Source organism: Novosphingobium capsulatum NBRC 12533, from assembly GCF_001598375.1.
Classification (GTDB): Bacteria; Pseudomonadota; Alphaproteobacteria; order Sphingomonadales; family Sphingomonadaceae; genus Novosphingobium; species Novosphingobium capsulatum.
On sequence record NZ_BCYV01000008.1, the window covers coordinates 25,524 to 38,360 of the forward strand.

General features: G+C 66.5%; 9 protein-coding genes and 1 tRNA gene. 9 read left to right on the plus strand and 1 reads right to left on the minus strand.

Annotated elements, in window-relative coordinates; all coding sequences use genetic code 11:
* Positions 1–10 precede the first annotated feature (10 nt).
* The 7 genes from SCA01S_RS07110 to SCA01S_RS07140 all read left to right on the plus strand — a co-directional run bounded on the left by SCA01S_RS07110 (position 11) and on the right by SCA01S_RS07140 (position 10,420).
* Entirely contained in the window at positions 11–1,132 is a 1,122-nt protein-coding gene (locus SCA01S_RS07110) for a purine-nucleoside phosphorylase (RefSeq protein WP_062784376.1), read from the plus strand.
* Positions 1,116–2,720 carry an adenosine deaminase family protein gene (locus tag SCA01S_RS07115; RefSeq protein WP_062784378.1) on the plus strand — a complete coding sequence of 535 codons (1,605 nt, stop codon included), beginning with the start codon at positions 1,116–1,118 and terminating at the stop codon, positions 2,718–2,720. Before SCA01S_RS07110 ends, SCA01S_RS07115 begins: the two co-directional genes overlap by 17 nt.
* Positions 2,721–2,816: 96 nt before the next feature.
* A complete protein-coding gene (locus SCA01S_RS07120) occupies positions 2,817–5,309 on the plus strand; it encodes a TonB-dependent siderophore receptor (RefSeq protein WP_062784380.1) in 2,493 nt (830 codons plus the stop codon).
* A 56-nt stretch (positions 5,310–5,365) separates the two neighbouring features.
* Complete coding sequence (locus tag SCA01S_RS07125; protein WP_245652480.1) at positions 5,366–6,505, plus strand: purine nucleoside permease; 1,140 nt, start codon at positions 5,366–5,368, stop codon at positions 6,503–6,505.
* Positions 6,502–7,869, plus strand: a complete 1,368-nt coding sequence (locus tag SCA01S_RS07130) for an 8-oxoguanine deaminase (protein WP_245652481.1) — start codon at positions 6,502–6,504, stop codon at positions 7,867–7,869. The genes SCA01S_RS07125 and SCA01S_RS07130 overlap by 4 nt, the downstream gene beginning before the upstream one ends.
* Before the next feature lie 30 nt (positions 7,870–7,899).
* A complete protein-coding gene (locus SCA01S_RS07135; RefSeq protein ID WP_062784746.1) occupies positions 7,900–9,267 on the plus strand; it encodes a uracil-xanthine permease family protein in 1,368 nt (455 codons plus the stop codon).
* 106 nt (positions 9,268–9,373) lie between these two features.
* Positions 9,374–10,420: a Rieske 2Fe-2S domain-containing protein gene (locus tag SCA01S_RS07140; RefSeq protein ID WP_062784748.1), complete on the plus strand. Its 1,047-nt coding sequence runs from the start codon at positions 9,374–9,376 to the stop codon at positions 10,418–10,420.
* Positions 10,421–10,435: 15 nt separating this feature from the next.
* Here SCA01S_RS07140 and SCA01S_RS07145 read toward each other — a convergent pair.
* A tRNA-Ser gene (locus tag SCA01S_RS07145) sits at positions 10,436–10,523 on the minus strand.
* A gap of 208 nt (positions 10,524–10,731) precedes the next feature.
* Here SCA01S_RS07145 and SCA01S_RS07150 point away from each other — a divergent pair.
* Positions 10,732–11,793 (plus strand): lytic murein transglycosylase, encoded by a 1,062-nt coding sequence (locus tag SCA01S_RS07150; protein ID WP_084390842.1) that lies wholly within the window; start codon positions 10,732–10,734, stop codon positions 11,791–11,793.
* Positions 11,777–12,820 carry an SPOR domain-containing protein gene (locus tag SCA01S_RS07155; RefSeq protein WP_245652482.1) on the plus strand — a complete coding sequence of 348 codons (1,044 nt, stop codon included), beginning with the start codon at positions 11,777–11,779 and terminating at the stop codon, positions 12,818–12,820. The genes SCA01S_RS07150 and SCA01S_RS07155 overlap by 17 nt, the downstream gene beginning before the upstream one ends.
* The last annotated feature ends 17 nt before the right edge of the window (positions 12,821–12,837 follow it).

Here is a 12,837-nt window from a genome sequence, read left to right on the forward strand (position 1 = left end):
GAAAAGGCTTGTGGCCAGAAGCCGTGCGGTCTGCGCGGCGCTGGCCCTGGGCCTTTTTGCCGTTGCGCCTGCCGTGCGCGCTGCCGAGCCGGCGCTGCCGGTCGTACCGGCAGTGCAGCCGATCCCGGTCAAAGTCATGGTCATCGCCAACTTCGAACCGGGCGCCGACACCGGCGATGCCCCCGGTGAGTTTCAGCTCTGGGCCGAGCGGGAGCATTTGGACGAGGTGATCCCGGTGCGTGGCGCGTTGCACCCGCTGCGCCGCAATGCGGCGGGCCTCTACGGCATGGTCTGGGGCGACGCGCATTCGCTGGTGATGACGCCAGAGGTGCAGCTGATGGCCCTGCTGCTCGATCCGCGCTTTGATTTCACCCACACGTATTGGCTGTTTACCGGCATTTCCGGCGTCGATCCGCAGGTCGCCTCGGTCGGCAGCGCAGCCTGGGCGCGTTGGGTGGTGAGCGGCGACGCATTGCGCGAATTTGCCGAGAGCGAGGTGCCCAAAGGCTGGCCTTATGGCCTGTTCGCGATCGGCGCCAAGGCGCCCGGGCAATTGCCGCAGGCGGCAGACAGCTTTGCCGGGATGAGCGATACCGGTTCACTGGGCATGGCCGTGCCGCTCAACCAGGGCTTGGCGAACTGGGCCTTTGCGCTGAGCAAGGACACACCGATCCTCGATACACCGGCGCTCAAGACGGCGCGCGCGCAATGGAAAGGCTTTCCCCAGGCGCAGCGTCCACCGTTCGTTCTGATGGGCGAAACGCTGGGCACGCTGCGCTATTGGCACGGCGCCGGGCGCACGCAGTGGGCGCGCGACTGGGTTAAGCTGTGGACCCACGGCCAAGGCCGCTTTGTGATGACCAACATGGAAAGCCAGTTGATGGCCGGCACCATGCTCGCCGCCAGCCAGGCTGGCCTGATCGACATGAAGCGGGTGATGGTGCTGCGCAGCGCCAGCAACCCGTCGATGCCGCCGCCGGGCCATTCGCCGCTCGCCAGCGTGGGTGACGAAGGGCCGGGGCAGGTGGCGGCGTACGAGGCGAACTATCGCGTGGGCGCGGTGGTGGTGCACCGTCTGCTTGCCGACTGGGTCCGTTATCGTGACAGCGTGCCCGATGCGGCCCAACCATGAACGGCACCCGGTGACCCACCGACGCGCCATGGTGTCGCTGGCCCTGGCCGGCATGGCATTGGCCCTTGCCAGCGCGGCGCCCGTCGCGGCGCGTTCGCTTGCTGGCAGTGCCACGCGCAGCGCGCAGGTTGCGGCGATCATGGCCAAGGCCGCGCGCGATCCGGGCGAATTGCGGCTGTTCCTGCACCGCATGCCCAAAGGCGGCGATCTGCACAATCACCTGTCAGGCGCGCTCTATGCCGAAGACATGATTGCCTGGGCGGGCACCAAGGGTCTGTGCCTGTCGGCCGACGGCAGCGGCTTTGCCGCGCCCCCCTGCGCGCCCGATGCCGATATCGCGACGCTGACCCGCACCGAGCCGGCGCGCTATGCCCGGCTGGTGGACAGCCTTTCCACGCGCGGCTGGCAGAACGGCGTGGGCGCCGCTGTCATCAGCGGGCACGACCAGTTCTTTGCCACGTTCGATCGCTTCACCCCCGCGTTGCTGGGGCAGGAGGCCGAGGCGATGATCGCGGCGCGGCGCCAGGCGGCGGGCGAGGGATTGCTCTATCTGGAACTGGATCACAACCCGCCCGGCCTGCTCGAAACCGCCCTGGCCGCGCCATTGCCGCCGCTCGACAGTGCCAGCCTTGCCGCGTTCCACGCCGCCGAGGCGCCGCGCCTGCTGGCGCAAGTGCCCGCCTTGCGCGCGCAGATCGATGCAGAGGAAGCCGCTGCGCGCACCGGCATGCACTGTGCCACGCAGCAGGCCGAGCCTGGCTGCGGCGTGGCGGTGCACTATCTTGCCTGGGCGCTGCGCGACGTGGCCCCAGCCGCCGTGTTTCGTGCGCTGATCCTGGCGTTTGCCTTGGCAGAGGCCGATCCGCGCTTTGTCGGCGTCAATATCGTCCAGCCCGAAGACTGGCCAGTGGCGCGCGCCGATTATGATCTGCACATGGCGATGTTCCGCTTTCTGGCGCAGCGTCATCCGGGCGTCGCCATCTCTATGCACGCCGGCGAACTCGCCTTCGGCCAGGTGCCGCCGGCAGACATGCGCGATCATATTGCCAAGGCGGTGGCGGCCGGCGCCCGGCGCATCGGCCACGGCGTGGATATCGCGTTTGAAGACCAGGGCCGCGAGACGCTGGCGCAGATGGCGCGCCAGGGCGTGGCGGTGGAGATCAACCTCACCAGCAACGCCGTGATCCTGGGCGTGAAAGGGCCGGCGCATCCGCTCTCGCTCTATCGCCGCCACGGCGTGCCGGTGGTTCTTGCCACCGATGATCAGGGCGTGCTGCGCACCGACATCACCAACGAGTTCCAGCGCGGCGTGCAAGAGCAGGGCCTGACCTATGGCGATCTCAAGGCCATGGCGCGCGCTTCGCTGGAATACAGCTTCGTGCCCGGCGCCAGCCTGTGGCGCGATCGCCATGTCGGGCAATGGGCCGCGCCGTGCAGTGGCACGGGGCAGGCTGCCTCGGCCTCGCCGTGCCGCGCGCTGCTGGCGGCTAGCGAGAAGGCGCGCCTGCAGATGGCATTGGAACAGCGGCTGGAGGCGTTTGAGGACGACGCCATCAAGGCCGCCGCAATGAATAATAAAAAGTCATAAAAACAAGATCATGCCCAGGGAGGGGCGTGAAGGCAGAAAAACAGCAACGGACGGCACGCCCACAGCGGCGTGGCCCGATCATGGGGGTTACGAAGAATGAGCATGTTTCAAGCACGGCTGCACCAGCCCAAGCCCGCGCGCCGCGCGATGGTCGCTCTCGCTCTGCTGGCGGGAACCGCGCTGGCCCGGCCGGCGCTGGCCGACCAGGCCGCACCGGCACCCGAAGCCGGCGATGAAAAGCCCGAAATCGTCGTGTCGGGCTCGCTCGGCGCGCTGCCGCTGAAGGATGTCGGCTCGGTTTTCGGGTTCGACAAGACGCTGGCCGAAACGCCGCGCGCGGCATCGTCGGTAAGCTCGGAACAGCTCGAACGCTTTGGCATCACGCAGATCTATGACCTGGTCAGCCAGGTACCCGGCACGTTTACCAGCTCGTTCTTCGGCACCGGCGGCGCGCTCGACATCCGCGGCACGCCCGGCGAAGTCTATTTCCGCGGCATGCTGCGCCTGGAAAATCCCGGCAACTATCCCACCCCGATTGCTGCCGCCGATCGCATCGACATCGTGCGCGGCCCGGCCTCGCCGATCTATGGCCCGTCCAAGACCGGCGGCTACATGAACTTCGTGCCCAAGACGGCGCGCGCCGCCAATGGCACCTATGCGCCCGATCCGCATGGCTTCATCGCCTATGACACCGGCAGCTGGGCCCGCAGCGTGCTCAAGGGCAGCATCACTGGACCGGGTCGGATCGGCGATCACCAGTTCGGCTACAGCCTCTATGCTGAGTCCGAGGATTCGGGCAGCTATTACCGCAACATCCACCCGCGCAACCTGGTGCTCTCGGCCGCGTTCGACACCGACATTACCAGCAACCTGCGCACCGAATTCGGCGGCATGTATCAAAAGTTCCGCGGCCAGCAAAACGGCGGCTGGAACCGCCTGTCGCAAGACCTGATCGACAACGGCAATTACGTCACCGGTAATGCCAGCAATTACATCACTGACAAGAATGGCAACCTGGTCAATATCGCTGCCGACGGAATGATCACGCGCGCCGAAGCGCGGGCGGCCAACGGCGGCAAGGGCCTGAGCATCTTCGGTTCGTTTGGCTGCGGCGGCGGCATCGGCGCTTCGGGCTGGACCGACGCCTGCCTCAAGGCCAACTATCCCGACCTCGCGCTGGTCAACCCCGGCACCACCAAGCTGAGCAAGCGCGACACGCTGACCGGCCCCAATGACAAGCTCAACAACGATCAGAAGACGTTCTATTTCGACCTGATCTGGACCGGGCCGGGCAAGCTGGAGATCAAGAACCAGGTCTTCTACGACGGCACCAAGAACCTCAACGAGAACTACTACGGCTTCTCGCAAAAGATCGATTCCTACGTTCTGGAAGACAAGGTGGTGATCAGCGACAGCTTCACCACGTCTGCCGGCAAGTTTTCGATCCAGGCAGCCCCCTCGCTGCGCTACACCAAGTTCAACTTTGCCGATGACTTTGGCGTCGAACTGTGGAACCGTCCCGATATCACCACGGGCTATACCGCGGCATCCACCCGCCAGCTTTCCACCGACTGCGATTGCAACTATTCCGACTATCTCAAGGGCCACTATCTCGACGTCGGTCTGGCCGGGCTGGTCGATGCCGATTTCGATTTCGGCCTCGACGTGATTGCCGGCCTGCGCTGGGACCATGTCCACGCCACGTCCACCGCGCTGCTTACCAAGTATGATCCGGCCGATTATCCCAGCGTGGCGCAAGCCACCGGCAACAACAGCGGCCTGTCGTGGAACGCCAGCGTTTCCTACAAGACGCCGATCGGCATCATTCCCTATGTCACCGCGTCGCGCCAATCGACGGTGGTCGCCGGTGAAGGCGCCGAAATCCAGCCGACCGCGATTGCCGGGGGCACGTTCCTGTCGGCCTCGCGCCTCTATGAAGCCGGCATCAAGGGTGAGTTCCTCGACAAGCGGCTCTATGCGGCGCTGTCGGTCTACAAGCAGGAGCGCACCGACGTCGTTTCCGATAGCCCGCTGACCAACCAGTCGATCCGCACCAAGGGCGTGGAAGCGGAACTGCGCTGGGCGATCGACAAGCACGCGCTGGTCACCGCGAACTACACCTATATCGACGTGGTGAATATCTCGGCGCTCACCAGCGGCGGCTATTTCAACTACTTCGGCATCGGTGACATGGTGAACGTCAAGGATCCGTCGCTCTATCTCGGCGGCAGTCAGATCGGCTACCTGTTCCCCTCGACTAACGCCGAAGCGCGGCGTCCCGGCATTCCGCACAACGTGGTGTCGGCAACCGGCACCTATGCCTTTGACAACGGCATCGCGATCAACGCCGATGTCAGCCACGTGGACTCGGTGTTCTCCAGCTATAGCCAGACGGTGCGCCTGCCGGCCTATTGGCTGGTCAATGCCGGTGCTTCGTTCACCACCGGTCACTGGATGTTCCGTGCCGTGGTCAAGAACCTCAACAACGCGCGCTATTTCCGGGCCGGTGGCCAGGATCTGTTCGGGGCCGATATCGCCCTGCCGCAGGTGCCGCGCAATTTCCAGGCGACCATCCAGTACAAGTTCTGATCCTCAGTACAGGGCGGCGATATTTTGCCGCCCTGTCAATTGCCTATCGGATATTCATGATGTTGCAGATGAAGGGCCTGCGCCACGCGGCCATCGCCTTGGCGCTCGCTGGCATGGCCACTGGCGCCCGTGCCGCCACCACTCCGGCCGTTCCGCCTGCGGTGGCCAAGGCCTTGCGATGTGCGCCGGGCGCAGCCTGCGCGGCCAAGATTCCAGTCAAAGTGGTGGTCGTCACCATGTTCGAAGTGGGGCAGGACACGGGTGACGCGCCGGGCGAATTCCAGTTCTGGCGCGAGCGGCGCAAGCTGGACGTGCGCATCCCGTTCCCGCAATCACACCACGATCTCTTCTACAATCCCGACAGCCAGATCCTGGGCATGGTGACGGGCATGGGCTCGATCCGCTCGGCCACGGCCACGCTGGCACTGGGGCTCGATCAGCGGTTCGACCTGTCGCACGCCTATTGGCTGGTCGCCGGCATTGCCGGGGTTGACCCGCACCAGGCGACGATCGGCTCGGCCGTGTGGGCGCATTATCTGGTCGATGGCGATCTGGCGCACGAGATCGATGCCCGCGAAATTCCTGCCGATTGGAAGAGCGGCTATTTCGCGCTGCATTCCAATGGGCCCAATGACACAGTGCGTGACAAGCGGCCGCAACAGGCGAACGAGGGCGAGATGTTCGCGCTCAACCCCGCGCTGGCCGATTGGGCCTATGGCCTGACCAAGGACATCGCGCTGCCCGACAGCGCGCAACTGGCCGCCGCGCGCGCGCCGTTCACCGGCATGGCCCCGGCGCAGTCGCCGCCGCGCGTGATGACCGGCGACAATCTGGCCGCGATGACCTTTTGGCACGGCGGCTTGATGACGCAGTGGGCGCACGATTGGGTGGATTTCTGGACCGGCGGCAAGGGCGTGTTCGTCACCTCTGCCATGGAAGAAACCGGCACGTTCCAATCGATCGACTATCTTGCGCGGATCGGCCGGGCCGATCGCAACCGGGTGATGGTGCTGCGCGGCGCGTCCAACTTCACCATGCCGCCGCCCGGTGTGGCGCCGGCCGACTATCTGCTCAAGGAAAACAACAACTATTCCGGCATGCGCGCCTCGCTCGAAGCGCTCTATACCGTCGGATCGAAAGTGGTGGACACGCTGCTGGCGGATTGGCCGCGCTATGCCAAGGCGCCGCCCAAGTGAGCAGCGGCGGCCTGCATAGCGGGGCGATCATCCATGCCGATGTGCTGGCAACGATGGACGATGCCGGCACCGAGATTGCCGATGGCGCGCTGATCTGGCGCGACGGCGCTATCGTGGCCTGCGGCCCGACCGCCGATCTGGCGCCGCAACTCGCCGGGATCGAGGCAATCGACGCGCGTGGCTGCGTCGTCACGCCTGGCCTGGTCAACACGCACCACCACCTCTACCAGTCTCTCACCCGCGCGGTGCCGGGCTGCCAGGATGCCTCGCTGTTCGGCTGGCTCAAGACGCTGTACCCTATCTGGGCGCGCTATACGCCCGATGATGTCTTTGCCGCCACGCGGCTGGGCCTGGCCGAACTCGCGCTGTCGGGCTGTACGCTGTCTTCGGATCACCTCTATCTCTTTCCCAACGGCGTGCGCCTGGAAGACACGATCGCCGCGGCGCAGACCATCGGCATCCGCTTTCACCCCACGCGCGGGGCGATGAGCGTGGGCGAAAGCCTGGGCGGCCTGCCGCCAGACAGCCTGGTCGAGGCCGAACCGGCCATCCTCGATGACATGATCCGCGTGATCGATGCGTTCCATGATGCCGGCGAGGGCGCCATGGTCCGCGTCGGCGTGGCGCCGTGCTCGCCCTTTTCAGTAAGCCGCGAACTGATGCGCGATGCCGCGATCCTGGCGCGCGACAAAGGCGTGATGATGCACACCCATCTGGCCGAAGACGCCGACGACGTGCGCTACAGCCTGGAGAAGTTCGGCTGCCGCCCCGGCGACTATGCCGAGAGCCTGGGCTGGACCGGGCCGGATGTGTGGCATGCCCATTGCGTGCAGCTCGATCCCAGCGAAATCGCGCTGTTTGCCCGCACCCGCACCGGGGTGGCGCATTGCCCCTGTTCGAACTGCCGCCTGGGATCGGGCATCGCGCCCGTGCGCGCCATGCTCGATGCCGGAGTGCCGCTGGGCCTGGGCGTGGATGGTTCCGCCTCCAGCGACAGCGGGCACCTTTTGGCCGAAGCGCGCCAGGCCATGCTGCTGCAACGCGTGGCTGGCGGGGCCGGTGCGCTTTCCGCGCGCGAAGCCCTGCGCATGGCAACAAGGGGCGGGGCCGAAATTCTCGGCCGCCCCGATTGCGGCCAGTTGCAACCGGGCAAACGCGCCGACCTGGCCATCTGGCCCGTGGCGCAGATCGCCTCGACCGGCAGTTGGGACGCGCTGGCAGCGCTGGTCTTTGCCCCGCCGGCAGGGCCGCGCGATGTCTTCGTCGAAGGGCGCGGTGTGGTGCGCGGCGGCGAACTGGTGCTGTCGGCCCAGACAGAGGTCGTGGCCGGCGCGCAAGCGGCGCTCGCCCGGCTGATGGCATAGGAACGGATGATCGGCATGACGGAGGCAGCCATGGCAACAGCAGCGATACCCGAAAGCGCCGCGCCCCTATCCGGGCCGACCGAAAGCGAGCGGCGTGATCCTGCCTATGTGCCGCCGCTGCCCATGGCCGTGGCACTGGGCGTGCAGCACGTGCTGGCGATGTTCGTTTCCAACATCACGCCGCCGATCATCGTGGCCGGGGCGGCCGGGTTCGGCTTTGGTTCGGCCGATCCCTCGGCGCTGATCTACATGATCCAGGCGGCCATGCTCTTTGCCGGGGTCGCCACCTTATTGCAGACCGTGGGGCTGGGGCCGATCGGCGCGCGGCTGCCACTGGTGCAGGGCACCAGCTTTGCCTTCATTTCGGTGATGATCCCGATCGTGGCTGGCAAGGGCGTGGAGGGCATGGCCGCGCTGACCACTGCCGCGTTCCTGGCCGGGCTGCTCCATGCCGGGCTCAGCCGCCTGGTCGGGCCGATCCGCTTTGCCCTCCCGCCACTGGTCACCGGGCTGGTCGTGCTGATGATCGGGCTGTCTTTGGTGCGCGTGGGCGTGGAATATGCCGCAGGCGGGGTGACGCTGCGCGGGCTGCCGGCCTATGGCGCGGCGTCGAGCTGGCTGCTGGCGGGCGTTGTCGTGTTCGCCACGCTTGGCCTCAAGTTCTTCGGGCGCGGGGTGTTTTCAACCGCAGCCGTGCTGCTTGGCCTGCTCGCTGGCTATGGCGTGGCGCTGGCCATGGGCCGCGTGGACTTTGCCCCGGTGGCGCAGGCGCACTGGCTGATGCTGCCGCGTTTCCTGGCCTTTGGCTGGGAACTGTCGCCCTCGGCGATCCTGGGTTTCTGCCTGATCGGCTTCGTCTCGTCGATCGAATCAATCGGCGATGTCGAGGCGATCTGCGAAAACGGGGCAGGGCGGCGCGCCACCGATCAGGAAGTGATGGGCGCGGTGGCCGCCGATGGCGTGGGCACCGCTTTGTCGGCCCTGTTTGGCGCCATGCCCAATACCACGTTCAGCCAGAACGTGGGCCTGATCGCCATGTCGGGCCTGATGAGCCGCTTCGTGGTGACACTGGGCGCGTTGTTTCTGATCCTGTGCGGCCTGCTGCCCAAGATCGGCGCGGTGATCACCACTGTCCCGATCGAAGTGCTGGGCGGCGGGGTGATCGTGATGTTCGGCATGGTCGCGTCCTCCGCGCTCGCCATGCTCTCCAGCGTCGCATGGAACCAGCGCAACATGCTGGTAGCCGGCACCGCGCTCTCGGTCGCGTTCGGGCTCCAGCTTGAGCCTGAGGCGCTGGGCCACCTGCCGGAAACCGCCCGGATACTGCTGTCATCGGGCGTCATGCCGGTGGCCGTGATTGCGCTGGTGCTCAACCTGGTGCTGCCCAAAGAGATTTGACCGCGCGCATTTTTGCAACAGCGCGTGAGAATCATTGCGTTTGATCGCACACCATCGCGCCGCCATCATATTGCCATCGCGTTGAAACGATAAGGTAATGCTGCCCATGGCCACGGCCCCGCTCGCATCTTTCGAACCGGTCCTCCCGCATGGTTGCACCTTTACGCCGCAGGATGGGGCGATCCTTGCGCGCCATTGGTATCCCGTTGCCATGGCGCGCGAGGTAGGCGAGGCACCGATCAAGGCGCGGCTGCTCGATCAGCCTTTGGTGCTCTATCGCGCCGAGGATACGCTGGTCATCGCACCCGACCGTTGCCCCCATCGCGGCGTTCCGCTCAGCATGGGGCGGGGCAACGGGCGCGGGGTCGAATGTCCCTATCACGGCCTCACCTTCGGCGCTGGTGGGCGCTGTGTGCATGTGCCCGCGCAGCCGCAACGGTCGATCCCGGCGCAGTTCCACCTTCACACCTACCCGGCAGTGGAACGCTACGGCCTGATCTGGACCTGCCTTGATCCCGCAGCGACCGCGCCGGATACTGACGCGATCATTGCCATGCCACATTGGGACGAGGCTGGCTTTCAGCAGATCGTCTGCCCGTGGATCGATATTCGCGGCTCGGCCGGACGGCAGATGGAGGGCTTTCTCGACGTCGCGCATTTTGCCTTCATCCACAGCGAAAGCTTTGCCGATCCCGATAATGCCCAGGTGCCCGATTATCGCCCCCGCCGCACGGCGCAGGGTTTCGAGGCGGAATACTGGAGCAACGTGGCCAACTACCCCAAAGGCGTGGACAAGGCGCCGCCGGGTTTTCGCTGGCTGCGCCACTTCCGCTGCCATGTCCCGTTCACGGCCACGCTCGAAGTGCATTTCCCCGGCGATGATCGCCTGGTGATCCTCAATGCGGCATCGCCGGTTTCAGCCACCGAAACCCGCCTGTTCGTGCCGATTGCCCGCAATTTCGATACCGATCAGCCGGTGCAGGGCGTCTATGACTTCAACCGCCAGGTGTTCGAGGAAGACCGCGCCATGGTAGAGGCGCAATGGCCCGCGCAACTGCCGCTCGATCCCAGCGCCGAAGCGCACCTGACCGCTGACATGAGTTCGATGTTCTATCGCCGCGCGTTGCGCGACCTCGGCCTGTGTGGTGGCTGATCCGACAGGGCAGGGTGGCGGAAGGGGTGGGATTCGAACCCACGGATGCTTGCACATCGGCGGTTTTCAAGACCGCTGCAATCGACCACTCTGCCACCCTTCCGGCGCGCCGCCGATAGCGGTTGTCATGCGATGCGCAAAGAGGTTTTGCACTGCCATCCCCGCAAAATGCGCAAATGGGGCGATTTTCGGCAGGCTTGGCGCCTCACCTGGGCGCGGGGGTGTTCCATTGTCGGGCAAGGCATGCAAGACAGCCTGCAATGATGGCCCAACCGATCCCTTTCGTTTCAACCGTTAATTCTTCGCGTCCGATGCCGCCCGCCGCGTGGGGCCGCCGGGCCTGGCGCCGCGTGGCGATGGGTGCCGCGCTGGCATTGGCCGCGCTGGCTGGCCCAGCGGTGGCGCAAGATAGCGAAGAAGCCGGCTTTCAGGGCTACCTGCAACTCCTGGCCGCCAAGGCGCGCGGCGCTGGGGTGCGCGAGCAGACGATTGCCAGCGTTCTGCCCGGGCTCACGTTCAACCCGCGCGTGATCGCATTCGATCGCAGCCAGCCGGGCGGCGCGCAGTCGGGCGGGGGTACGCCCTCGTTCGAGCCGTATCGCCGGCGCCATGTGGATTCGGTGCGGATTGCCAAGGGGCGGCGCATCTATGCCGAATCGATGCAGCAGATCGAGGCCGTCAGCCGCCGCTATGGCGTGCCCGGCCCGGTGATCCTGGCGATCTGGGGGCATGAGAGCAATTTTGGCAGCTACACCGGCGATTTCGATTTGCCGCGCTCGCTCGCCTCGCTCGCCTTTGAAGGACGCCGGCGCGATCTTTTCGCTGATGAGTTCGTCGCGGTGCTCAAGATGATCGATCGCGGCGTGCCCCGGCAAAAGCTGGTCGGCAGCTGGGCCGGCGTCTTTGGCAATCCGCAGTTCCTGCCCAGCGTCTATCTGCGCGTGGCACAGGATGCCGATGGCGACGGCCTTCCTGATATCTGGGCGAGCCGGGCCGACACCATCGCCTCGATCGCCAACTATTTCCGCGATGCCGGCTGGCGCCCGGGCGAACCCTGGGGCTTTGCCGTGACGGCGCCGGCCGGGCTCGACCGCAGCCGCCTGGGCACCGCGCTGGCCAGCCCGCGCTGCCCGCTGGTGTTTGCCCGGCACAGCCGCTGGCGCACCCTGCGCGAATGGCGGGCGATGGGCATCATGCCCCAGGCCGGCGTCTGGCCTGCGGGCGACGATACGCTCGCCACGTTTTTCGAGCCGGACGGACCAGGGCGCACCGCCTATTTGCTAACCGGAAATTATCGGGTCATCCTCGATTACAACTGCTCGAACTTTTACGCCCTGTCCGTGGGATTGCTCGCCGATGAAATCAGCCGCTGATCGCCTTCGCCTGACCGCCGCCGCCCTGGCCATTCCCCTGATGCTGGGCTGCGGCACAGCGCAGATGGCCCTGGCCCAAGCGGTAAGCGGCCCGGCCGCCGATTACCCCATGGTGCTGGGCGCTCCGTTCGCGGTTGGCGGGGTGACCTATACCCCCGCCGATACGATGAACTATGATGCGGTAGGCTATGCCGTGCCCGATGCCGAAGGCGGCGGCGGGATCAGCGGCGCGCATCGCACGCTGCCTTTGCCGAGCTATGTCGAAGTGACCTCGCTCGATACCGGGCGCACGATCCTGGTGCGGCTGGAACGACGCGGGCCGATGGAGGGCGATGGGCTGGTGGCGCTTTCGCCCGGCGCGATCGCCCAGCTTGGCCTGAGCGGCCCGCATTCGCCGGTGCGCGTGCGCCGCGTCAACCCGCCGGAGGGCGAACGCGCGCTGCTGCGCGCCGGGCAACAGGCGCCGGCCCGCATGGATACCCCGCCCGGACTGCTCACCGCGCTCAAGCGCAAGCTCGGCATTCTCCCGCCGGCCGAGCCCAAGCCCGAATTGCTCGCCGCCGCCCTGGCCGGTAAGCAGCCGCCAGCGCCAACACCAACGCCGCCGGCTCCGGCGCCCAAGCCGGTCATGCGTAACACCACGCCGATGCCCGCGCCGCGCCCGCCAGCGCCGTCAGCCCCCTCGGCGGCGCCAAAGGCCGTTGCCGCAAAGGCGCCGGCGCCCAAGCCCGTCACGCCTCGGCCCGAACCCAAGGCGCCGGCAAAGGCAGAGCCAAAGCCGGCGCCCAAGGCCGAGCATCAGGCCACCGCATCAGCCCATTCGACGGCCTATGTCGTGCAGGTTGGCGCGTTTTCTACGCGCGCCAATGCCGACAAGGCCGCACGCGAAGTGGGCGGAACCGTGGCGCCGGCCGGCAAGTTCTTCCGCGTGCGCATTGCGGCCGGCTCACAAGACGAGGCCAAGGCGGCTCTGGGCAAGGCGAAGCGGGCGGGCTATGCCGATGCCCAGATCCAGCGCGCGCCATAAGGCAGGCGGGCTGGTCC